Raw genomic sequence first — 22,350 nt, forward strand, 5'->3', positions numbered from 1 at the left:
TTCCTTTCTGATCAGAGCTGGCCGACGTCGGTGACGCGGACGATCGCGCGGCCCTCCTCGTCCGAGGCCGCCAGGTCCACCTCCGCGCTGATGCCCCAGTCGTGGTCGCCGTTCGGGTCGGCGAAGGTCTGCCGGACGCGCCACAGGCCGTGCTCCGGCTCCTCCTCGATGGCCAGGAGCTTCGGACCGCGCGCGTCCGGGCCGGTGCCGAGGTCGTCGTACTCGTCCCAGTAGGCGTCCATCGCCTCCGCCCACCGCTCCTCGTCCCAGCCGGACTCCGCGTCCATCTCGCCGAGCTCCGCCAGCTGGTCCAGCGCGGCCAGCTCGACCCGGCGGAACATCGCGTTGCGCACCAGCACCCGGAAGGCGCGGGCGTTGGCGGTGACCGGCTTGACCTGGTCGGCCTTCTCCTGGGCCTCCTCGGCCGTCTCGACCTCGGGGTTGGCCAGCTGCTCCCACTCGTCCAGCAGCGAGGAGTCGACCTGCCGCACCATCTCGCCGAGCCAGGCGATCAGGTCCGACAGGTCCTCGGTCTTGAGGTCGTCGGGGATGGTGTGGTCCAGCGCCTTGTAGGCGGACGCCAGGTACCGCAGCACGATGCCCTCGGTACGCGCCAGCTCGTAGAAGGACGTGAACTCCGTGAAGGTCAGGGCCCGCTCGTACATGTCCCGGATGACGGACTTCGGCGAGACGGGGTGGTCGCCGACCCACGGGTGCGACTTCTTGTAGGTGTTGTACCCGTGCCACAGCAGCTCTTCGAGCGGCTTGGGGTACGAGATGTCCTGGAGCCGTTCCATCCGCTCCTCGTACTCGACCCCGTCCGCCTTCATCGCGCCGACCGCCTCGCCGCGCGCCTTGTTCTGCTGGGCGGCGAGGATCTGCCGCGGGTCGTCCAGCGTGGACTCGACGACCGACACCATGTCCAGGGCGTACGAGGGGGACTCCGGGTCCAGCAGGTCGAACGCGGCGAGCGCGAACGTCGACAGCGGCTGGTTGAGCGCGAAGTCCTGCTGGAGGTCCACGGTGAGCCGGATCGTGCGGCCCTCGGCGTCGGGCTCGTCGAGCTGCTCGACCACCCCGCCGTCCAGCAGCGAGCGGTAGATCGCGATGGCCCGCCGGATGTGCCGCAGCTGGTTCCTGCGCGGCTCGTGGTTGTCCTCCAGCAGCCGCCGCATCGCCTCGAAGGCGTCGCCGGGCCGGGCGATCACCGACAGCAGCATGGTGTGGGTGACGCGGAAGCGGGAGGTCAGCGGCTCCGGATCGGCGGCGATCAGCTTCTCGAAGGTGTTCTCGGTCCAGCCGACGAAACCCTCCGGCGCCTTCTTCCGCACCACCTTGCGGCGCTTCTTCGGGTCGTCGCCGGCCTTCGCGAGCGCCTTCTCGTTCTCGATGACGTGCTCGGGCGCCTGCGCGACCACGAGCCCGGCCGTGTCGAAGCCGGCGCGCCCCGCGCGGCCCGCGATCTGGTGGAACTCACGGGCGCGCAGCGTCCGCACCCGGCTGCCGTCGTACTTGGTGAGCGCGGTGAACAGCACCGTGCGGATCGGGACGTTGACGCCGACGCCGAGGGTGTCCGTCCCGCAGATGACCTTCAGCAGACCCGCCTGGGCCAGCTTCTCGACCAGCCGCCGGTACTTGGGCAGCATGCCCGCGTGGTGCACACCGATGCCGTGCCGCACGTACCGCGAGAGGTTCTTGCCGAACGTGGTGGTGAAGCGGAAGTTGCCGATCAGCTCGGCGATCCTGTCCTTCTCCTCGCGCGAGCACATGTTGATGCTCATCAGCGACTGCGCCCGCTCCACCGCCTGCGCCTGGGTGAAGTGGACGATGTAGACCGGTGCCTGCTTGGTCTCCAGCAGCTCGGTCAGCGTCTCGGTGATGGGGGTCAGCCGGTACTCGTACGACAGCGGCACCGGCCGGGTCGCGGAGCGCACCACCGCGGTGGGGCGGCCGGTGCGGCGCGTGAGGTCCTTCTCGAACATCGACACGTCGCCGAGCGTCGCCGACATCAGGACGAACTGTGCCTGCGGCAGCTCCAGCAGCGGGATCTGCCAGGCCCAGCCGCGGTCCGGCTCGGCGTAGAAGTGGAACTCGTCCATCACGACCTGGCCGACGTCCGCGGCCCTGCCGTCCCGCAGCGCGATCGACGCCAGCACCTCCGCCGTGCAGCAGATCACCGGCGCGTCGGCGTTCACGGACGCGTCGCCGGTGAGCATGCCGACGTTCTCGGTGCCGAACAGCTTGCACAGGTCGAAGAACTTCTCCGACACCAGCGCCTTGATCGGCGCGGTGTAGAAGGTCACCTGGTCGCGTGCGAGCGCGGAGAAGTGCGCACCGGCCGCGACGAGCGACTTCCCGGACCCGGTGGGCGTGGAGAGGATCACGTTGGCCCCCGAGACCACCTCGATCAGCGCCTCCTCCTGGGCCGGGTACAGGGTGATGCCCCGCTCCTCGGCCCATGACGAGAAGGCCTCGAAGAGGGCATCGGGGTCGGCGTCCGGCGGCAGCTGATCGATAAGGGTCACGCCCCCATCTTGCCTGGCTCGCGTCCGGAAGCGGCAACCGGCCGTCCGGATGAAGATCACGAACGGTAGGCTGTCCCGTCGATCGCGGTGCAGGACAAGAGCAAACGGGGCGGGGAACGCACATGATGGGACCGGCGCACTCTCTCTCCGGGGCGGCCGCGTGGCTGGGGGTGGGGGCCGCGACCGCGGCGGCGGGGCATCCGATGCCGTGGCCGGTGCTCGTCGTCGGCGCCCTGATCTGCGCCGGAGCGGCGCTCGCACCCGACCTCGACCACAAGTCGGCGACCATCTCGCGCGCCTTCGGCCCCGTCTCGAAGACCCTCTGCGAGATCGTCGACAAGCTCTCGTACGCCGTCTACAAGGCGACGAAGACGCGGGCCGACGCCCGCCGCAGCGGCGGTCACCGCACGCTCACGCACACCTGGGTGTGGGCCGTGCTGTGCGGCGCGGGGGCGTCCGCGCTCGCGATCACCGGGGGCCGGTGGGCGGTGCTGGGCATCCTCTTCGTCCACCTGGTGCTGGCGGTGGAGGGTCTGCTGTGGCGGGCGGCCCGGATGTCCAGCGACGTCCTGGTGTGGCTGCTGGGCGCCACCAGCGCGTGGATCCTCGCGGGCGTCCTGGACAAGCCCGGCAACGGCGCGGACTGGCTGTTCACCGCGCCGGGGCAGGAGTACCTGTGGCTCGGGCTGCCGATCGTGCTGGGGGCGCTCGTCCACGACATCGGTGACGCCCTGACCGTCTCCGGCTGCCCGGTCCTGTGGCCGATCCCCGTCGCCGGCAAGCGCTGGTACCCGGTGGGGCCCCCGAAGGGGATGCGCTTCCGCGCGGGCAGCTGGGTGGAGCTCAAGGTGCTGATGCCGGCCTTCATGCTGCTGGGCGGCGTGGGCGGGGCGGCCGCGCTCAACTTCATCTGATCCCTCTCGTTCGGGTGAACCGGGAGGCGAAGCCCCTCCGCGGAAGCGGAAGATCCGCTTTCTTCTGATCATGGATCCCGCTGACTCCACCGATCTGACCCGCCGTCAACTCACCGCCCGCGCGGGGGCCGTGGCCGCCGCTGCCGCCGTGGCCCCGGCGGCGCTCGCCGCACCCGCCACCGCCGCCCCCGCACCCGGCTCCGCCGCCGCGGCCCCCGCACCCCGGCCCACCGCCGACCGGCGCAGCTGCCTCGCCGTCGCCCGCGCCCTGCTCGTCCTCGACGACGACGACCAACCGCTGGTCCCGCGCTACCGGAAGGTCCTCCTCGGCGGCGGACTGCCCAAGTCCACCGCAGCCCCCAAGCACGTCCTGGTCCTCGGCGCCGGACCCGCCGGCATGGTCGCCGCCGCCCTCCTCGGGCACGCCGGCCACCGGGTCACCGTCATCGAGGCCAACGGCAACCGGGCCGGCGGCCGCATCAAGACGTTCCGCACCGGCGGCCACGAGAACGCCCCGCAGGCGTTCGCCGACCCCAAGCAGTACGCCGAGGCCGGCGCCATGCGCATCCCCGGCAGCCACCCGCTCGTCATCGGCCTCATCGACGCGCTCGGCATCGAGCGCAGACCGTTCCGCTACGTCGACACCGACCCCGACGGCACGCCGCGGTACCGCACCTGGATCCGCGTCAACGGCATCCGGGCCCGCCGCGCCGACTACGCCAAGGACCCGCGGGCGATCAACCGCTCCTTCGGCGTGCCGAAGAAGTACGAGAACGTCCCGGCCGCCGACATCGTGCGCCGCGCCCTCGACCCCGTACGCGACGAGTACAGCGTGCTGCGCCCCGACGGCACCCGGGCCGACAAGCCGATGCCCGAACTGCTGGAGGGCTGGGTCCGCGTCGTCCAGCGGTTCGGCGACTGGTCCATGCACCGGTTCCTCACCGAGCACGCCGGGCTCGACGAGCGCACGATCGACCTGATCGGGACCCTGGAGAACATGACCTCCCGGCTGCCGCTCTCCTTCCTGCACAGCTTCATCAGCCAGGCGCTCATCAGCCCCGGCACCGCCTTCTGGGAGCTGGACGGCGGCACCGCCGTCCTCGCCGACGCGCTCCTCGGCCGGATCCGCGACAACGTCCGCTTCGACCGGCGCGTCACCCGGATCGAGACCCGGGAGAAGGGCGAGCGGGTCGTCGTCGAGACGGTCTCCGAGGGCCGCGGCGGGCCCGTGGTGCGCGAGCGGTTCACCGGCGACGCGGCGATCGTGACCATCCCCTTCTCCGGGCTCCGGCACGTCGAGATCACCCCCCGGCTCTCGTACCGCAAGCGCCGCGCCATCACCGAGGTCCACTACGACAGCGCCACCAAGGTGCTCCTCGAATTCAGCCGCCGTTGGTGGGAGTTCGGCGAGGACGACTGGCGGCGCGAACTCGACGCCATGGAACCGGGCCTCTACGACAAGTACCGCAAGGGCCGGGTCCCGGCGGACGGACGGCTGCTCGGCGCGCACCCCTCCGTACCCCGGGGGCACCTCTCCGAGGACCAGCGCACCCACTACGCGGCCAACGCCCACCTCTCCCGCGACCAGCCCGAGGCCGCCGAGGTCATCGGCGGGGGGTCGGTCACCGACAACCCCAACCGCTTCATGTTCAACCCCTCCCACCCCGTCCCCGGCAGCGACGGCGGCGTGGTCCTGGCCTCCTACAGCTGGGCGGACGACGCCAGGCGCTGGGACGCCTACGACGACGAGGCCCGGTACGCGCTCGCCCTGCGCGGCATGCAGGAGGTGTACGGGCGGCGGCTGGAGGTCTTCTTCACGGGGGTCGGCCGCACCCAGAGCTGGCAGCGCGACCCGTACGCGTACGGCGAGGCCTCCGTCCTGCTGCCGGGCCAGCACACCGAGATCCTGCTGGACATGCGCACGCCCGAGGGCCCGCTGCACTTCGCGGGCTGCCACACCTCGGTCAAGCCCGCCTGGATCGAGGGCGCCCTCGAATCGGCGGTCCGCGCCGCCCTGGAGGTCCACGGCGGTCGCTGAACGGCGGGCCCCGGGGGTGTGACGGCGAACCGTCCCCGGGGCCCGCTCCCACCGTGCTCGGGCCTTGGGGCGCGCGGAGCGGCCTCCCCGGTCCTCACCCGTGCCACGCCCGCCGTGCTCGGGCCCCGCCCGCGCCGCCGCTCCTACCCGTGCCAGGACCGCCACAGGGCCGCGTAGGCGCCGTCCGCGGCCACCAGCTCGGCGTGGCTGCCCAGCTCGCTGATCCGGCCGTCCTCGACGACCGCGATCACGTCCGCGTCATGGGCCGTGTGCAGCCGGTGCGCGATCGCCACCACCGTACGGCCGTCCAGCACCCGGGCCAGCGACCGCTCCAGGTGGCGGGCGGCGCGCGGGTCCAGCAGGGACGTCGCCTCGTCCAGCACCAGGGTGTGCGGGTCGGCCAGCACCAGGCGGGCCAGCGCGACCTGCTGGGCCTGCGCCGGGGTCAGCGCCAGGCCGCCCGAACCGACCTCGGTGTCCAGCCCGTCGTCCAGCGCCCGGGCCCAGCCGTCGGCGTCGACCGCCCCGAGGGCCGCCCACAGCTCGGCGTCCCCGGCGCCGGCCCGGGCCAGCAGCAGGTTGTCGCGGAGCGTGCCGACGAAGACGTGGTGCTCCTGGTTGACCAGCGCGACGTGCTCCCGGACCCGCTCGGCGGGCATCCGCGACAGTTCCGCCCCGCCCAGGGTGACCCGGCCGGCGCGCGGCGCGTAGATCCCGGCGAGCAGCCGGCCCAGCGTCGACTTGCCCGCCCCCGACGGACCCACCAGCGCCACCCGCGTGCCCGGCGGCACGTCCAGCGCCACCCCGTGCAGCACGTCCACGCCCTCGCGGTAGCCGAACCGCACCTCCTCCGCCCGCACGTCGCGCCCGTCGGGCCGCACGGACGCGTCGCCGCTCTCCGGCTCGATGTCCCGCACGCCGACGAGCCGGGCCAGCGACACCTGCGCCACCTGGAGCTCGTCGTACCAGCGCAGGATGATCCCCACCGGGTCCACCAGCATCTGCGCCAGCAGCGCGCCGGTCGTCAGCTGCCCCACGTCCATCCAGCCGTTCAGGACGAACACGCCGCCGATCATCAGGACGGCGGCGAGGACCGCGGTGTGCGTGAGGTTGACCACCGGGAAGAGGACCGAGCGCAGGAAGAGCGTGTAACGCTCCCACGCCGTCCACTCCTTGATCCGCCGGTCCGACAGCGCGGTCCGCCGCGCGCCCAGCCGGTGCGCCTCCACCGTCCGCCCCGCGTCCACCGTCTCCGCAAGCGCGGCGGCGACCGCCGCGTACCCGGCGGCCTCCGACCGGTACGCCGACGGCGCCCGCCGGAAGTACCAGCGGCAGCCGGTGACCAGCAGCGGCGCGGCGACCAGCACGGCGAGCGCCAGCGGGGGCGCGGTCACCGTGATGCCGCCGACCAGCAGCCCCGCCCACACCACGCCGACGGCCAGCTGCGGCACCGCCTCGCGCATGGCGTTGGCCAGCCGGTCGACGTCGGTGGTGATCCGGGAGAGCAGGTCACCGGTGCCCGCCCGCTCCAGCACGCCCGGCGGCAGCGCGACCGCCCGCACGAGGAAGTCCTCGCGCAGGTCGGCCAGCATCTCCTCGCCGAGCATCGCACCGCGCAACCGCACCATCCGGACGAACACCGCCTGCACCGCCAGCGCGACGGCGAACGCCCCGACGGTGACGGGCAGGTGCAGCTCCCGCGCCCCCTCGGCGAGCCGGTCGACCAGCGAGCCGAGCAGGTACGGACCCACCATCGACGCGAGGACCGCCACCGCGTTGACGGCGACGAGCACGGCGAACGCCGTGCGGTGGCGGCGCAGCAGCCGGGTCACGTACGCCCGGACGGTCGCGGCGGTGCCGACCGGCAGGGTGGTTGCCGACTCGGGGGCCGCCGGGTCGTACGCGGGCGGCGCCATGCCGATGACGGGGGTCATGCGGGCTCCCCGATGTCCACCAGGGTGTCCTCCTCGGTCTCGCGGGTGACCACCGCGCGGTAGCGCTCCTCGGCGGCCAGCAGTTCGCGGTGGGTGCCCACCGCCACCGCCCGTCCGTCACGGACGAACACCACCCGGTCCGCGAGGTCGAGCAGCAGGGGCGACGAGGCCAGCACGACGGTCGTCCGGCCGGTGCGCAGCTCCCGGACGCCCGCCGCGACCCGTGCCTCGGTGTGCGAGTCCACCGCCGACGTCGGCTCGTCGAGCACCAGCACCTCGGGGTCGGTGACCAGGGACCGGGCCAGTGCCAGGCGCTGGCGCTGGCCGCCGGAGAGGGACCGGCCGCGTTCGGTGATCCGGGTGTTCATCGGGTCGCCGCCCGGGTCCGCCGACGCCTGCGCGAGCGCGTCCAGCACGTCACCGCAGCGGGCCGCCGCCAGGGCGTCCCCGGGCGTGACGCGCCCGGACGACGGCACGTCCAGCAGCTCGCGCAGGGTGCCGGACAGCAGCACCGGGTCCTTGTCCTGGACGAGGACGGCCGTGCGGGCCGTGCCGAGGGGCAGCTCGTCCAGGGGGGTGCCGCCGAGGAGGACGGAGACGTGTGCCTCCGGCTCCCCGGGCGGGTGCCCGCCGAGCCGGTCGGCCAGCCTCCCGGCGGCGTCCGGGTCGCCGCACACCACGGCGGTGAACAGACCGGCGGGGGCGAGCAGTCCGGTCACCGGGTCGTACAGGTCCCCGCCCGGAGGGCCGCCGGCCGGGGCTTCGCCGGCCGGGAGCGGACCGGCCGGGAGGTCACCGGCCGGGGTTTCGCCGACCGGTGGTTCGCCGGCCGCCGCCGGCCCGGTGGCCGTGGTGCGCGTCAGGGCGAGCACCCCGGCGGCGCGCTTCGCGGAGGGGCGCGAGAAGGAGTACGCCATGGCGATCTCCTCGAAGTTGCGCAAGGGGTGATGGGCGAGGGCGACCGCGCCGTACACGGTGACCAGTTCGCCGACCGTGACGCGCCCCTCCAGGGCGAGCCCCGCCCCGTACACCACCACCACGACCAGCAGCAGCCCCGGCAGCAGCACCTGGACCGCGGCGATCAGGGCCCACATGCGGGCGCTGTGCACGGCGGCCTCACGGACCTGCTGCGACGCCTCGCGGTAGCGGCCGAGGAAGAGGTCCTCGCCGCCGATGCCGCGCAGCACCCGCAGTCCGGCGACCGTGTCCGAGGCCAGCTCGGTGGCGCGGCCCGCCTTCTCGCGCTGGACGTCGGCCCGGCGGGTGGCGCGGGGGAGCAGCGGCAGGGCGGCGAGGGCCAGCACGGGCACGCCGGCGGCGACGACGACGCCGAGGGCCGGCTGGTAGACCACCAGCCCCACGCAGACCAGGACCAGGGTGGTGGCCGCGGCGGCGAACCGCGACAGCGTCTCCACGAACCAGCCGATCTTCTCGACGTCACCGGTGGAGACGGCGACGACCTCGCCCGCCGCGACCCGGCGGTTCAGCAGCGAGCCCAGCTCGGCGCTCTTGCGGGCCAGCAGCTGCTGGACGCGGGCGGCGGCGGTGATCCAGTTGGTGACGGCCGTGCGGTGCATCATCGTGTCGCCCACGGCGATGGCCGCGCCCAGTACGGCGAGCAGGGCGCCCGCGCGGGCCAGGTCCCCGCCCGAGCGGTCGATCACGGCCTGGACCGCGAGGCCCACACCCAGCGGCGAGCCGGCGATGCCCAGGTGCAGCAGCAGGCCCCACAGCAGGGACTTGACCTGACCGCCCAGCTGGTTGCGCCCCAGCCAGAGCAGGAAGCGGGTGCCCGACCTGACGTCGGGTTCACCCGGATCGGCGTACGGAAGGTGGTGGATCTGCATGACGTCCCAGGGGTTCCGTCGGCGGGCGGCAGCGCGGAGCGGCCGCCGGAAACCGTGCAAGGTTCGCCTTCCGGACCGGTGACGGGCAATCGATTTTCGGCGGCGACCGCGCGCTTCGCGCCACGGTCCGGACCCCGCCCCTGGCGCGGGCAGTGTGTCCCGCGCTTCACTCCCGGCCCATGAGACCACGACGAGTCATGAGCATGCTCATGTGCGGAGTTCTCGCCCTCACCGGACTGCTCGGTGCGGCCCCGGTGTCCGCCGCGCCCCACGACCCACCGCCCGAGTTCGGCACCGATTGGCGCGATCCGGTCACCGCCGCCCCGCCCGTTCCCCGCCCGGACGGCGCGCCCACCTGCGAAGTGAAGCTCGCCGAGGCCCAGTTCCGCGACTTCACGCCGTACAAGGGCCTCTACACGCCCCCCGAGGGGTGCGGCGACCGGTGGAGCGCGGTGGTGCTGCGCCTCGACGGCAGCGTGAAGGGACGCCAGTACGACCGGCTCGGCCATGTGTCCGTCGGCGGCGTCGAGGTGTTCCGCACCTCCACACCCCAGCCGTCCCCCGACGGCATCACCTGGTCGGTCGAGAAGGACATCACCCGGTACAGCGACGTCCTGCGCCGCCCCGGGCCCGTCGAGATGCTCATCGGCAACGTCGTGGACGACACCCACACCGGTGTCCTCGACGTCCGGGTGACGCTGACCTTCCACGCCGGGCGGCCCGCTCCCTCCTCCGCCGTCCCCGACCGCGTCCTGCCGCTCACCACGCCGTCCCTCACCACCCCCCGCAACACCGAGCGGATCCTCGCCGAGGTGTACGCCACCGGCTCGGGCGGCGGCTGCGAGGAGTACTGGTACCTGACCGTCCCGGACACCGCGCCCTACTCGTGCAGGGCGGCCGGCGGACCGCACCGCGAGGTGCGGATCACCGTCGACGGACGGCTCGCCGGCATCGCCGCCCCCTTCCCCACCGTCTGGACCGGCGGCTGGTCCAACCCCTTCCTCTGGTACGTGATCCCCGGCCCCCGCGCCTTCGACGTCGCACCGGTCCTCTACGACCTCACCCCGTTCGCCGCGCTGCTCAACGACGGCCGCCCGCACCGCGTGGAGGTCTCGGTCGCGGGCGTGCCGGCCGGACGGCCCGGCTGGTCCACCCCCACCAACGTGCTGCTCTGGCAGGACGAGAACCGCGCGGTCGTCACCGGCGCCCTCACCCGCCACGAGGAGAGCACCCCCACCGTCTCCTCGGTCCACACCCCCGGCACCGAGCACCGGCTCGACACCGCGGCCGCCCACCGGCTCACCGTCGCCGGCCACCTGGACACCTCGCACGGCCGGGTCACGACCACCGTCACCCGGTCGGTGGCCCACACCTCCGTACACCGCTGGACCGGGGACGAGAGCCGGGACGCGCTGACCGCGACCTGGCGGGACGACGAAACGGTGGAGCACGGGGCCACCAGCACCCGCACCCACCGCACGTACACCATGGACGGGGTGACGACACTGGGCGCCGGCGACCGGCTGCGGACCGTCCTCACCCTCGGCGACCGCGCCCGCTCCCTCGTCATGCGCGCCGGTCAGCGCCCGCGGTGGACCCGGCTCGACGACACGTACACCGGTGACGCGACGTACACCACCGGCGTCCCGCGCGACCAGCGGCACGCCGTCGGGACCAGCTCCGAGCGCTACCGGCTGTACGGCCCGGACGGCTGCTGGGACCGTACGCTGCGGACGGTCCAGGGAACCCTCACCGAGGACCGCCGCCGCTGCTGATCCACCGCTGTCGCGGTGCGGGGCCCGGCCGGCGTCCTCGGGCCGGGCCCCGCACCCCTCACGCGGGCCGGACCGAGTCCACGCCCGGCCGTGCCCGGCGCCACTCGCCGCGCGTGAAGTCGGGTATCGGCTGCGGCGCGCCCTTCGCCCTGATCGAGGCGTGGCTGAGCGGCACGGGGGCCGTCCAGGTGGCGCCGTCGTACACGTCGAAGTCCGGGACCAGGCCGAGCCTCATGCACTGCGTCAGGCGGAAGACCATGAGGTAGTCCATCCCGCCGTGCCCGCCGGGCGGATCGGCGTGCTCCTTCCACAGCCAGTGGTCGAACTCGTCCGCGTACGCGGAGAAGTCGGCCCACCGGTCGTCGCTGTGGTCGGGCTCCAGGTATATCCGGGCCGGGTAGTCCTCGAAGACGCCCTTCGTCCCGCCCAGGCTGTTGATCCTGCTGTACGGGTGCGGCGTCGACACGTCGTGCTCCAGCCGGATCACCCGGCCCTTCGCCGTCTGCACCATGCTGACGGTCCGGTCGCTCCCGACGTACGTCTCCTTCCAACTGGGGTCACCGGGCGGCACGTTGGCCTCGCGGTACTCGGCCAGGCCCAGCGCCGGTGTGCCGAAACTGCTGATGCTGACCGCCCGGTCGCCCCGGTTGACGTCCATGTAGCCGGCGACCGGCCCGAAGCCGTGGTTGGGGTAGAGGTCGCCCCGCAGCCGGGTGTGCCACAGACGGCGCCAGGGGCCCTCGTAGTACGTCGGCGAGAACATCAGGCCCCGCAGGTCGTGGTTGTACGCCCCGGCCCCGTGCAGCAGTTCGCCGAACTTGCCGGCGTGGGCCATACGCAGGACCCGCATCTCGTTCCTGCCGTAGCAGCAGTTCTCCAGCTGCATGCAGTGGCGGCGGGTGCGCTCGGAGAGGTCGACCAGCTCCCACAGCTCGTCCAGGCGCATCGCCAGGGGGCACTCGACGCCGACGTGCTTGCCGTTCAGCATCGCCGTCCGGGCCATGGCGAAGTGCGTGTCCCAGGGCGTGGCCACGTAGACGAGGTCGACGTCGCCGCGTTCGCAGAGCCTCTCGTAGTCGTGCTCCCCGTTGGCGTAGACGGCGGGCGACGGCTGCCCGGCCCGTACGACCTTGGCCGCGGCGCGCTCGGTCTTGGCCCGTACCGGATCGCAGACCGCGACCACCCGTACGCCGGGGAGGGCCAGGAACAGGTCGATCATCCCGTCGCCGCGGTTGCCCAGTCCCACCATCGCGACGCGGACGGTGGAGCGCCCCTCGAAGGGCACGCCGGCCATGGTGCGGCCCTGGCGCGGGGGAGCGGCGGTGGTCTCCGGCGCCCCGGTCTCCGCGGCGGCGGCGGTACCGCCCAGCGCGCCGAGCCCCAGACCCGCGGCGCCCGCCGCACCGGCCGTCGTCCGCAGGACGGACCGGCGGCTGGGCGGGTCCTGCGCCCGGCCCCGGTTCCCGGGTGCTGCGTCGTTCATCGAACCTCCAGTGCGTCGTGTGCGCGGCTGGTCCATGAATCCCGGCAAGGACCCTGGCCGTCGGGGCCGTTGGTGCGCAAGGGGCCCGGTTGGACTCCTGTCACGGGCCCATGGACTCACCGAAGCGGACGGTCCGGCGGGCGTCCGGTGCCCGTGGCCGGGGTGGTCCGGCGGGGGCGGGGACGCGTCGTCCGCGGACGTTTCGAGAGCGCTCGAAAGGCTGTCGGCCGCGGCGGCCGGCGGCCGAGACTTCTTCTCGTGGGGCGGGGCCATGGGCGGTTCGCACCGGACGGCCCGGGCACCGGGGCGGCCACGTCCGTCGACGACCCGCGCGGAGGACCCGGACCTGCTCCGGGTCGGCTACCCGCTGCCGGGGCTGGGCCGGCTCGCGCACCGGTCCACCGGACCGCACGCCCCGCCCGCGCAGGACCGGCTCGACCTCGTCCTCGGACCGGTCCGCGCCGCGCTCCTGCGCCACGCCCGCCGGCGGCCGTCCGTGTCGGAGGCGGCGGGCCGCGCCCATGTCACCGTCAGCACCGCCACCCACCACTGCGACCGGCTCGCCCGCTCCGGCCTGCTGCGGCGGCTGCGCCACGGCCGGGAGGTCCGCCTGTGCCTCACGGACGACGGCGCGGCCCTGCTCGACCTGCCGACGTGAGCGTCAGGGCCGGGTCGCCCGCTCCAGCTGGAGCAGCGCGGAGTGGTAGGGGCGGCCCGTGGCGTGCTCCATGCCCAGCTCGCACATCCGGTTCGCGGAGAGGTACGCGTCGAACGTCCGCGCCGTCACCCCGGCCGCCTCCCGGGCCGTCGCCGACTCCGTCAGTTCCGGGTGCAGCATCCCGCGGTCGCCCGCGAAGGCGCAGCAGCCGGCGTCGTCCGGGACGACGACCTCCTCGGCGCACGCCGCCGCGAGCGCCGGCAGCCGGTCCTCGTCGCCGAGGTGCCGCATCGCGCAGGTGGGGTGCACCACCGCCGAGGCGGCCTTCCGCCGTACCGCCAGGTGCGGCAGCAGCTCGTCGGCGGCCCACACGACGGAGTCGAGGACCGTCAGCTGCTCGTGCAGCTCGCGGTTGCGGGCGTCGAGGTACGGCACGACCTCGCGGGTCAGGCCCAGCGCGCAGGAGGAGGCGTCCACGACGAGCGGCAGTCTGCCGCCCGCGGTCCAGCCCCAGGCGGCCTCGACGATCCGGTTCGCCATCACCCGGGCGCCCTCGTCGTACCCCTTGGAGTGCCAGATCGTGGCGCAGCAGGTGCCCGTCACGTCGTCCGGGATCCACACCGGCTTCCCGGCCCGCTCCGCCAGGGCCACCACCGCCTCGGGCAGGGACGGCCCGTCGAACCCGGCCGGTTCGCCGAAGATCCGGTTCACGCACGCCGGGTAGTACACGGCGACCGCCCGCTGTCGCGCCGTCGCGGGCAGCCGCGCGGCGGCGGCACCGGGGACCTCCGGCAGCCACCCTGGGACCAGCTCGGGCCCCACCAGCCGGCGGGCCAGCCCCGTGACGGAGGCGGGCAGCCGGTCGCCGAGCCGCCGCCCGGTGGCCACCGCCAGCCGCGCCGAGGCCTCGACCGTCGCGAACCGCCGTGCGGCCAGCGCCGCCGCCCGCTCCTCGCGCGCCGAGTGCCGGGCGTGCCGCAGCCGCTTCATCAGCGCGCCGGTGTCGATGCCCACCGGGCAGTCGAGCCGACACACCGAGTCGCCCGCGCAGGTGTCCACCGCCGCGTACCCGTACGCCGCGAGGAGGCCCGTCTCGACGGGCGAACCGGGGTTCTGCCGCATCATCTCGCGGCGCAGCACGATCCGCTGGCGGGGTGTGGTGGTCAGGTCCCGGCTGGGACAGGCCGGTTCGCAGAAGCCGCACTCGATGCACGCGTCGGTCAGCGGCTCCACCCGCGGCACCGTCTTCAGGCCGCGCAGGTGGCCGCGCGGGTCCCGGTCGAGGACGACGCGCGGGGCGAGCACCCCCTCCGGGTCCAGGGCCTGCTTGGTGCGCCACATCAGCTCCGTCGCCCTGGGCCCCCACTCGAGCTCCAGGAACGGCGCGATGTTCCGGCCGGTGGCGTGCTCGGCCTTCAGGGAGCCGTCGAACCGCTCGACGGTCAGCTTGCAGAACTCGTCCATGAAGGCGGCGTACCGGTCGACGTCGTCCGGGTCGGACGGGTCGAAGGCGAGCAGGAAGTGCAGGTTGCCGTGGGCGGCGTGGCCGGCGACGGCGGCGTCGAAGCCGTGCTCCGCCTGGAGGGCGAGCAGCGCCTCGCACGCCTCGGCGAGCCGGGACGGCGGCACCGCGAAGTCCTCGGTGATCAGGGTCGTACCGGAGGGCCGTCCGCCGCCCGCCGCGGCGACGAACGCCTTGCGCGCCTTCCAGTAGCCGCCGATCGTCGCGGCGTCCCGGGTGAAGGTGTTGGTCACCGACGGCACGGGCGCGACCGGTTCGACGCCGTCGAGGACGCGCGCCGCCGCCCGCTCGTACTCCTCCAGGGCCTTGGTGCCGGGCGCGCGGAACTCCACCAGCAGGGCCGTGGTCGGCCCGGGCAGCCGGGCCCAGTCGGCGGGCACCCCGTCCACCCGCACGGACGCCCGCAGCGTGTTGCCGTCCATCAGCTCCACGGCGACCGCGCCCGCCTCGGTGAACAGCGGCACCGCGGCCGCGGCGGCGGGCAGGGACGGGAAGAACAGCAGCGCCGCGGCGACCTCGCGGTCCAGCGGCAGGGTGTCGAAGACCACCTCGGAGATGAACCCGAGGGTGCCCTGCGAGCCCACCATCAGCCCGCGCAGGATCGCGGCGGGCGTCGCCCCGTCCAGGAAGGCGTCGAGCCGGTAGCCGTTGGTGTTCTTGAGCTGGTGCTTGGCGCGGATCCGGGCCGTCAGCTCCGGGTCGGCCTCGATCTCCGCCTTGATGGCCAGCAGCTCCGCGCACAGGCCGGGCTCCGCGTGCGCCAGGACGTCGTCGGCCGCCGGGTCGCCGGTGTCGACGACGGTGCCGGACGGCAGGACGACGGTGAGGGAGGCGACCGTGCGGTACGAGTTGCGCGACGTGCCGGCCGTCATCCCGGACGCGTTGTTGGCGACGACCCCGCCGATCGTGCAGGCCACCCCGCTCGCCGGGTCCGGGCCGAGGACGCGGCCGTGGCGGGCGAGCGTCGCGTTGGCCCGGGCGACGGTGGTGCCGGGCCGGACACGGGCGCGGGCCCCGCCGTCGAGGACCTCGACGCCCACCCAGTGGCGGCGCACGTCCACCAGGATGTCCTCCCCCTGCGCCTGGCCGTTGAGGCTCGTCCCGGCGGCCCGGAAGACGACCTCCCGGCCCCGGCCGTGGGCGTACGACAGGACGGCCGAGATGTCGTCGACGTCCTCCGCGACCACGACGACCTGCGGCACGAACCGGTAGGGGCTGGCGTCCGACGCGTACCGGACCAGGTCGGAGACCTGCCACAGCACCTTCTCCGCGCCCACGAGCGCCGACAGTTCCTCCCGCAGCCGTCCGGGTGAGCCGTGGGCCAGCAGGTCGGGCACCCGGTCGGGGGAGGGCCCGTGGTGCGCGCCGGGGCGAAGGGCGTCGGGTTTCGGCTCCGGCTGCGGCATCTCGCGGTCCCCTCGACGGGCGGCGCCGCCTCGCGGCACCGGCGGGTCCGGGCGCGGGTGTCACGGCACGGGCGTCAGCAGTGGCGCTCCGGGCGTGCGTCGACCAGAGCGGACAGCAGCCCGCCGAGCACCTCGCGCTGTTCGGCGGTCAATGGAGCCAGGATGTCCTCTGCGGCGGCCCGGCGCGCGGTACGCAGCTGCCGCAGCGTGTCCCGGCCCGCGTCGGTCAGCTCGATCCGCACCACCCGGCGGTTGGCCGGATCCGGGACGCGGCGGACCCGCCCGCTCGCCTCCAGCCCGTCGACCAGGCTCGTCACGGCACGCGGGACGACCTCCAGACGGGCGGCGAGGTCGGCCATCCGCGGCGGTGCGTCGTAGTGCGCGACCGTGCGCAGCAGCCGCGACTGGGCCGGGGTGATCGCTATGTCGGCCGACTCCAGCTGCCGTTTCTGGCTGCGGTGGAGGCGCCTGGTCAGCCGGAGCAGCTGCTCGGCGAGGAGGCCGTCGGCGTCGGGGGAGTACATGGCGGCATGCTATCAGGACCATGTTCATTGTGAGGTTAGGTAACAATGAGCTAAGCTCTCGGAGTCGTTCCTCCGGGCCGCTCCGGAAGGACGGCCCGCACCGTCCCCTGTACGTTCGAAGGAGCCCATGCGCATCCACGCAGAGTCCACCTGGACGCCCCCGCCCCCCGATCAGGACCAGCCGCCGGCCCAGATCCGGCGCATCCTGCGGCTCTTCCGTCCCTATCGCGGCCGGCTGGCCGTGGTGGGCCTGCTCGTCGGCGCCTCGTCCCTGGTGTCGGTCGCCTCGCCCTTCCTGCTCCGCGAGATCCTCGACACCGCCATCCCGCAGGGGCGCACGGGTCTGCTCACCCTCCTCGCCCTCGGCATGATCCTCACCGCCGTGGTGACCGGTGTCTTCGGCGTGCTGCAGACCCTGATCTCCACGACGGTCGGCCAGCGCGTCATGCACGACCTGCGCACCGCCGTCTACGGCCGGCTCCAGCGCATGCCGCTCGCCTTCTTCACCCGGACGCGCACCGGTGAGGTCCAGTCCCGCATCGCCAACGACATCGGCGGGATGCAGGCGACCGTCACCTCCACCGCGACCTCCCTCGTCTCCAACCTGACCGCCGTGGTGGCCACCGTCGTGGCGATGCTGGCGCTGGACTGGCGGCTGACGGTCGTCTCGCTGCTCCTGCTGCCGGTGTTCGTGTGGATCAGCCGCCGGGTCGGCCGTGAGCGCAAGCGGATCACCACCCAGCGCCAGGGGCAGATGGCGGCCATGGCCGCGACCGTCACCGAGTCGCTCTCCGTCAGCGGGATCCTGCTGGGCCGCACCATGGGCCGGGCCGACTCCCTCACCAAGGCCTTCGCCGCCGAGTCCGAGCGCCTCGTCGACCTGGAGGTCCGCTCCTCGATGGCCGGCCGCTGGCGGATGTCGACCATAGGCATCGTCATGGCCGCCATGCCGGCGATGCTCTACTGGGCGGCCGGGCTGGCGCTCCAGGCGGGCGGCCCCGCCATCTCCATCGGCACCCTCGTCGCGTTCGTCTCGCTCCAGCAGGGCCTCTTCCGGCCGGCCGTGAGCCTGCTCTCCACCGGCGTCGACATCCAGACCTCGATGGCCCTGTTCCAGCGGATCTTCGAGTACCTGGACCTGCGCGTCGACATCACCGAGCCCGACACCCCGGTCCGGCTGGACACCATCCGCGGCGAGGTCCGCTTCGAGGAGGTCGGCTTCCGGTACGACACCAGGGGCGGCGAGACGCTCACCGGCATCGACCTCACCGTGCCGGCCGGCGGCAGCCTCGCCGTCGTCGGCCCCACCGGCTCCGGCAAGTCCACGCTCAGCTACCTGGTGCCCAGGCTGTACGACGTCACCGCCGGCCGTGTCACGCTCGACGGCGTCGACGTCCGGGACCTGGACTTCGACAGCCTCGCCCGCGGGGTGGGGGTCGTCTCCCAGGAGACCTACCTCTTCCATGCGTCGGTCGCCGACAACCTCCGCTTCGCCCGGCCCGAGGCGACGGACGAGGAGATCGAGGCGGCCGCCAGGGCGGCCCAGATCCACGACCACATCGCCTCCCTGCCGGACGGCTACGACACCCTGGTCGGCGAGCGCGGCTACCGCTTCTCCGGTGGGGAGAAACAGCGCCTGGCGATCGCCAGGACCATCCTTCGGGACCCGCCCGTGCTGATCCTCGACGAGGCCACCAGCGCCCTCGACACGCGTACGGAACAGGCCGTGCAGCAGGCCATCGACGCGCTCTCCGCGGGCCGTACCACCATCACCATCGCCCACCGGCTCTCCACCGTCCGGGACGCCGACGAGATCGTGGTCCTCGACGCGGGCCGCATCGCCGAGCGCGGCACGCACGAGAAGCTGATGGCGCTCGACGGCCGCTACGCCGCGCTGGTGCGCGGTGACGCGGAGCTGGAGCCGGCCGCGTCCGCGTCCTGACCCGGCGCCGGCCCCGGTGAGGGCGCGGGCGCGAGTCCCGGGGTGGCGCGGTGGCGCGTACGACGACGGCGCCGCCGCTCCCGTGGGACGGGGGAGCGACGGCGCCGGGGGACGACCGTCAGACGAGCCAGCCGATGAAGTGGACGACGCCGGCGAGCAGGTCGGTGATGACGTTCATGTGGGGTGTTCTCCTTGTGCCGTGCGAATTCGTGTGGGACTGCGCAGTCGCGGTCTGCAGCCCGTCGCTTGCGCACCGTAAGCATCATCCGCCGCACGCGCCGCGGCCAGGGAAACCGGTGGCGATCATGCGTTCGGGCGAACAGCCGAGCCCGTGTTCGCCTGTTCCCCTGTTCTGCTCGGCGGATCGGGCGAGGGCCTGCGCCCGATTTACCGGATTATGTGCTGATCTCGGGTTAGCGTGCCCGCATGGTGAACGAGTCCCCGCAGGACACGCCCCGGCGCGGGCGTCCCCGCATGACCCGTCGCGGCCGGCTGGCCCTCGGTGCCGGTCTGCTCGTCGTGACGGCCGCCGCGGTGCTGGTGCCGCTGCTGCTGTCCGAGGAACCGCCGGTCGTGCCGCCCCCGGAGAAGCCGAGGATGCTGCTCGTCCCGGAGGGGTGGCGGGCGAGCCAGGTGTACGAGGCGGCCGACAAGGCGCTCCGGGTGGCGCCCGGCACCACCCGCAAGGTCGCCGAGGGCGGCACCCTCAAGCTGCCGGCGGACGCGCTGGGCAACCCGGAGGGGTTCCTGTTCCCCGCCACGTACCCGGTCTACCGGAAGACCACGCCCCGCGGACTGCTGGACTACATGGTCAGGACCGCGCACGAGCGGTTCGGCGCGGAACGCATCAGCTCCGGGGCCCAGCGCACCGGGGTGAACCTCTACCAGACGGTGACCATCGCCAGCATCGTGCAGGCCGAGGCCGACACCCCGGAGGACATGGGCAAGGTCGCCCGGGTCATCCACAACCGCCTCGCCCAGGGCATGACGCTCCAGATGGACTCGACCCTCAACTACGGGCTCGGCCGCTCCACGCTCGACACGTCGCACGCGGACACCCGGATGGACAACCCGTACAACACCTACAACCGCCAGGGGCTGCCGCCCACACCGATCGACAACCCCGGTGAGCAGGCGATGCACGCGGCGATCGACCCGCCGCCCGGCGACTGGCTCTACTTCGTCACCGTACGGCCCGGGGACACCCGCTTCACCGCCGACTACGGGGAGCACCAGCGCAATGTCGAGGAGTTCAACGCCCTCCGCGCGTCCGCCCCGAACTGACCGCCTGCCGCCCGGGGTGCGTCAGACGGCCACCGTCTCCCGCTCCCGGCCCCGGTCCTCGCCGCCGCCCGGCTCCTCGGCCGGGCCGCCGGCGCGCTCCAGCAGGCGGGTGATGTCACGGGCCGCCGAGCGGCCGGCGCGGTTCGCGCCGATGGTGGAGGCGGAGGGGCCGTACCCCACCAGATGGACACGCGCGTCGCGCACGGCGCGCGTACCGTCCAGCCGGATGCCGCCGCCCGGCTCGCGCAGCCGGAGCGGGGCCAGGTGGTCGACGGCCGCACGGAAGCCGGTCGCCCACAGGATGACGTCGGCGTCCACCGTCCGCCCCTCCGGCGGGGAACCGTCCCCCCACACCACGCCCGTCGGGGTGATCCGGTCGAACATCGGGAACCGGTCCAGGACCCCGCGCTCCCGGGCCCGCCGGGTCGCCTCGTTCAGCGGCAGTCCCGTCACGCTGACCACGCTCAGCGGGGGCAGTCCGCGCCGGACCCGTTCCTCCACCAGGGCCACCGCCGCCCGCCCCTCGGCCTCCCCGAAGGCGCCCTCGCGCCAGACCGGCTCCCGGCGCGTCACCCACGTGGTCTCCGCCGCCACCTCCGCGATCTCCATCAGGTGCTGCGTGCCCGACGCCCCGCCGCCCACCACGACCACCCGGCGGCCGGCGAACGCCGCCGGTCCCGGATAGTCCGCCGTGTGCAGCTGCCACCCGCGGAAGGTCTCCTGGCCCGGGTAGCGCGGCCAGAACGGCCGGTCCCACGTGCCCGTCGCGTTGACCAGGGCCCGCGTCGCGTACGTCCCCTCCGAGGTCTCCACCAGCAGGCGCCCCGCCTCCCCCTCCCGGACCGCGCCCACGTCCACGGGCCGGTGCACCCGCAGCCCGAACCGCTCCTCGTACCGCGCGAAGTAGCCGCCGATCACCTCCGACGACGGCCGGCTCCCGTCGGCACCGGTCAGCTCCATACCGGGCAGCGCGTGCATCCCGTGCACCTTGCCGTACGTCAGCGACGGCCACCGGAACTGCCAGGCCCCGCCGGGCCGCGGGGCGTGGTCCAGGACGACGAAGTCCCGGTCCGGCTCCAGCCCGGCACGCCGCAGGTGGTACGCGGCGGACAGCCCCGCCTGACCCGCACCGACGACGACCACGTCCACGGCGGTGGACCCACCCGGAAAGTAGTTCATGATTCCACCAACCACGGTCCATCGGCGGATCTTCCCGGCCGCTCCCGGGCGCGCGCCCCACCCGATGACACCATGGAGGACATGAGCGACGCATTCACCACCCGTACGCTGCGCATCACCACCGGCAACAGGGAGACCGTCCACGACCTCACCGGCGCCTGTGCCTCCTTCCTCCGGGAGGTGGCGACCGGCCGCGACGGCCTGCTGAACGTCTTCACCCCGCACGCCACGACCGGCGTGGCCATCCTGGAGACCGGCGCCGGAAGCGACGACGACCTGCTGGCCGCGCTCCACACCCTGCTCCCGGCCGACGACCGCTGGCAGCACCGCCACGGCAGCCCGGGCCACGGCCGCGACCACGTCCTCCCCGCCCTCGTCCCCCCGCACGCCACGATCCCGGTCGTGAGCGGCGAAATGGCGCTCGGCACCTGGCAGTCGGTGTGCCTGGTCGACACGAACAAGGACAACCCGGAGCGTCAGGTGCGGCTGAGCTTCCTGGGCTGACCGAGCCGCCCCGGCCCGCAGGCCCGGCCGTACGTCCGGGAGCCGGCGGCCGCACCGCTGGAAACGGGCGGCCTTCACCCGTATTCGGGGCCGGTGCCGTGCAGCAGCGCTTCGGCGATGTCGTGCACACGGTCCAGGGTCATGCCGGTGCGCTGTTCGACGGCGAGCGGATGGTCGGTGGGTTCGAGCTCCACCAACGGCCGTTCGCCGATCGGGCGGGTGTGGACGTGGGTCTTCAGGTTGATGGTGCTGGGGGAGTAGAGCGGCAGCTCGGTGGAGAGCCAGCCGAAGTACGGCTTCTCCGACTCGCGCCCCGGTGTGTCCCACAGGTCGGCCGCCCGGGAGAAGTTCCCACGGCTGAGCGAGACCCAGACCCCCCAGGAGAACATCTCGTCGCTGTCGATGACCGGTATCTCGATCAGACCCTTCACGAAATAGTGCTGCGCCTTGATGACGCACTGGTCCGAGGAGAGCAGGCAGTCGGCGGCATCGGCGAAACCCGGATCCCAGACGTAGGGGGCGGCGGCGGAGTAGTTCATCGGCAACTCGCCGTGGTGCCTGCCACAGCACGAGCAGGTGTATCGGGCATCGCTGGTCATGGCGGGAGCCTATCGACCCACTCGGGCGGTCACGCCGCCGGCGGTTGCAGGGCAACGTCGTCCCCGACCGCAACGACATCACGCTCAACTGGGGGCTGGAAGCCGACCTGCTCGACGCGCTCAGCACCCATGTCGGCAACCCGCGCCTCGTGGCCGGCTTCCTCGCTCGTCTCGAAGCCTCCGGCGGGCTGGACTGACAGCGGGCGCGCCCCTCGG

Annotated in this window: 16 protein-coding genes; 8 read left to right on the top strand and 8 right to left on the bottom strand. The window is 73.7% G+C overall.

Annotated features, from left to right (window positions below):
• Positions 1–11: 11 nt before the first annotated feature.
• Positions 12–2,525: a DEAD/DEAH box helicase gene (locus tag A4V12_RS00575; RefSeq protein ID WP_064067151.1), complete on the bottom strand. Its 2,514-nt coding sequence runs from the start codon at positions 2,523–2,525 to the stop codon at positions 12–14.
• A 122-nt stretch (positions 2,526–2,647) separates the two neighbouring features.
• On the opposite strand from A4V12_RS00575, the gene A4V12_RS00580 reads away from it, so the two are divergent.
• Complete coding sequence (locus A4V12_RS00580) at positions 2,648–3,439, top strand: metal-dependent hydrolase (RefSeq protein WP_064067152.1); 792 nt, start codon at positions 2,648–2,650, stop codon at positions 3,437–3,439.
• Positions 3,440–3,509: 70 nt separating this feature from the next.
• Complete coding sequence (locus tag A4V12_RS00585; RefSeq protein ID WP_064067153.1) at positions 3,510–5,477, top strand: flavin monoamine oxidase family protein; 1,968 nt, start codon at positions 3,510–3,512, stop codon at positions 5,475–5,477.
• Between the two features lie 143 nt (positions 5,478–5,620).
• On the opposite strand, the gene A4V12_RS00590 is transcribed toward A4V12_RS00585, so the two are convergent.
• Positions 5,621–7,411 carry an ABC transporter ATP-binding protein gene (locus A4V12_RS00590; protein ID WP_064067154.1) on the bottom strand — a complete coding sequence of 597 codons (1,791 nt, stop codon included), beginning with the start codon at positions 7,409–7,411 and terminating at the stop codon, positions 5,621–5,623.
• On the bottom strand, positions 7,408–9,258 hold the full coding sequence (locus tag A4V12_RS00595) for an ABC transporter transmembrane domain-containing protein (protein ID WP_064067155.1): 1,851 nt from the start codon (positions 9,256–9,258) through the stop codon (positions 7,408–7,410). Before A4V12_RS00595 ends, A4V12_RS00590 begins: the two co-directional genes overlap by 4 nt.
• Positions 9,259–9,437: 179 nt before the next feature.
• Here A4V12_RS00595 and A4V12_RS00600 point away from each other — a divergent pair, with 179 nt between their 5' ends.
• On the top strand, positions 9,438–11,033 hold the full coding sequence (locus A4V12_RS00600; RefSeq protein ID WP_199831195.1) for a peptide-N4-asparagine amidase: 1,596 nt from the start codon (positions 9,438–9,440) through the stop codon (positions 11,031–11,033).
• A 58-nt stretch (positions 11,034–11,091) separates the two neighbouring features.
• Here the strand turns inward: A4V12_RS00600 and A4V12_RS00605 are convergent, their stop codons facing one another.
• The gene (locus A4V12_RS00605; protein ID WP_064067157.1) at positions 11,092–12,516 is read right to left on the bottom strand and encodes a Gfo/Idh/MocA family protein; all 1,425 of its coding nucleotides are present in this window, start codon (positions 12,514–12,516) and stop codon (positions 11,092–11,094) included.
• 271 nt (positions 12,517–12,787) lie between these two features.
• Here A4V12_RS00605 and A4V12_RS00610 point away from each other — a divergent pair, with 271 nt between their 5' ends.
• On the top strand, positions 12,788–13,174 hold the full coding sequence (locus A4V12_RS00610; RefSeq protein WP_064067158.1) for a transcriptional regulator: 387 nt from the start codon (positions 12,788–12,790) through the stop codon (positions 13,172–13,174).
• 3 nt (positions 13,175–13,177) lie between these two features.
• On the opposite strand, the gene A4V12_RS00615 is transcribed toward A4V12_RS00610, so the two are convergent.
• The gene (locus A4V12_RS00615; RefSeq protein WP_064067159.1) at positions 13,178–16,102 is read right to left on the bottom strand and encodes an FAD-binding and (Fe-S)-binding domain-containing protein; all 2,925 of its coding nucleotides are present in this window, start codon (positions 16,100–16,102) and stop codon (positions 13,178–13,180) included.
• A gap of 74 nt (positions 16,103–16,176) precedes the next feature.
• Positions 16,177–16,626 (bottom strand): MarR family winged helix-turn-helix transcriptional regulator, encoded by a 450-nt coding sequence (locus A4V12_RS00620; RefSeq protein WP_064067160.1) that lies wholly within the window; start codon positions 16,624–16,626, stop codon positions 16,177–16,179.
• Positions 16,627–16,753: 127 nt separating this feature from the next.
• On the opposite strand from A4V12_RS00620, the gene A4V12_RS00625 reads away from it, so the two are divergent.
• Together A4V12_RS00625 and mltG are read left to right on the top strand one after the other, a co-directional pair.
• On the top strand, positions 16,754–18,568 hold the full coding sequence (locus A4V12_RS00625; protein ID WP_064067161.1) for an ABC transporter ATP-binding protein: 1,815 nt from the start codon (positions 16,754–16,756) through the stop codon (positions 18,566–18,568).
• Positions 18,569–18,994: 426 nt separating this feature from the next.
• A complete protein-coding gene (gene mltG / locus A4V12_RS00630; protein ID WP_064067162.1) occupies positions 18,995–19,852 on the top strand; it encodes an endolytic transglycosylase MltG in 858 nt (285 codons plus the stop codon).
• A gap of 21 nt (positions 19,853–19,873) precedes the next feature.
• Here the strand turns inward: mltG and A4V12_RS00635 are convergent, their stop codons facing one another.
• On the bottom strand, positions 19,874–21,031 hold the full coding sequence (locus A4V12_RS00635; RefSeq protein WP_064067163.1) for an NAD(P)-binding domain-containing protein: 1,158 nt from the start codon (positions 21,029–21,031) through the stop codon (positions 19,874–19,876).
• A gap of 81 nt (positions 21,032–21,112) precedes the next feature.
• Between A4V12_RS00635 and A4V12_RS00640 the strand changes: the two genes are divergently transcribed.
• A complete protein-coding gene (locus A4V12_RS00640; protein WP_064067174.1) occupies positions 21,113–21,535 on the top strand; it encodes a secondary thiamine-phosphate synthase enzyme YjbQ in 423 nt (140 codons plus the stop codon).
• Between the two features lie 74 nt (positions 21,536–21,609).
• Here the strand turns inward: A4V12_RS00640 and A4V12_RS00645 are convergent, their stop codons facing one another.
• A complete protein-coding gene (locus A4V12_RS00645; protein ID WP_064067164.1) occupies positions 21,610–22,074 on the bottom strand; it encodes a DUF2199 domain-containing protein in 465 nt (154 codons plus the stop codon).
• A gap of 104 nt (positions 22,075–22,178) precedes the next feature.
• Between A4V12_RS00645 and A4V12_RS37315 the strand changes: the two genes are divergently transcribed.
• Positions 22,179–22,331 (top strand): hypothetical protein, encoded by a 153-nt coding sequence (locus tag A4V12_RS37315; RefSeq protein WP_159028798.1) that lies wholly within the window; start codon positions 22,179–22,181, stop codon positions 22,329–22,331.
• Positions 22,332–22,350 lie beyond the last annotated feature (19 nt).

Source organism: Streptomyces noursei, assembly GCF_001646665.1.
GTDB lineage: Bacteria > Actinomycetota > Actinomycetes > Streptomycetales > Streptomycetaceae > Streptomyces > Streptomyces lavendulocolor.

Excerpts from the sequence above, each read along its gene's own strand:
- A4V12_RS00580 (WP_064067152.1), top strand. The coding sequence starts at position 2,648 with ATGATGGGACCGGCGCACTCTCTCTCCGGGGCGGCCGCGTGGCTGGGG.
- A4V12_RS00585 (WP_064067153.1), top strand. The coding sequence starts at position 3,510 with ATGGATCCCGCTGACTCCACCGATCTGACCCGCCGTCAACTCACCGCC.
- A4V12_RS00590 (WP_064067154.1), bottom strand. The coding sequence starts at position 7,411 with ATGACCCCCGTCATCGGCATGGCGCCGCCCGCGTACGACCCGGCGGCC.
- A4V12_RS00595 (WP_064067155.1), bottom strand. The coding sequence starts at position 9,258 with ATGCAGATCCACCACCTTCCGTACGCCGATCCGGGTGAACCCGACGTC.
- A4V12_RS00600 (WP_199831195.1), top strand. The coding sequence starts at position 9,438 with ATGAGACCACGACGAGTCATGAGCATGCTCATGTGCGGAGTTCTCGCC.
- A4V12_RS00605 (WP_064067157.1), bottom strand. The coding sequence starts at position 12,516 with ATGAACGACGCAGCACCCGGGAACCGGGGCCGGGCGCAGGACCCGCCC.
- A4V12_RS00610 (WP_064067158.1), top strand. The coding sequence starts at position 12,788 with ATGGGCGGTTCGCACCGGACGGCCCGGGCACCGGGGCGGCCACGTCCG.
- A4V12_RS00615 (WP_064067159.1), bottom strand. The coding sequence starts at position 16,102 with ATGCCGCAGCCGGAGCCGAAACCCGACGCCCTTCGCCCCGGCGCGCAC.
- A4V12_RS00620 (WP_064067160.1), bottom strand. The coding sequence starts at position 16,626 with ATGTACTCCCCCGACGCCGACGGCCTCCTCGCCGAGCAGCTGCTCCGG.
- A4V12_RS00625 (WP_064067161.1), top strand. The coding sequence starts at position 16,754 with ATGCGCATCCACGCAGAGTCCACCTGGACGCCCCCGCCCCCCGATCAG.
- mltG (WP_064067162.1), top strand. The coding sequence starts at position 18,995 with ATGGTGAACGAGTCCCCGCAGGACACGCCCCGGCGCGGGCGTCCCCGC.
- A4V12_RS00635 (WP_064067163.1), bottom strand. The coding sequence starts at position 21,031 with ATGAACTACTTTCCGGGTGGGTCCACCGCCGTGGACGTGGTCGTCGTC.
- A4V12_RS00640 (WP_064067174.1), top strand. The coding sequence starts at position 21,113 with ATGAGCGACGCATTCACCACCCGTACGCTGCGCATCACCACCGGCAAC.
- A4V12_RS00645 (WP_064067164.1), bottom strand. The coding sequence starts at position 22,074 with ATGAACTACTCCGCCGCCGCCCCCTACGTCTGGGATCCGGGTTTCGCC.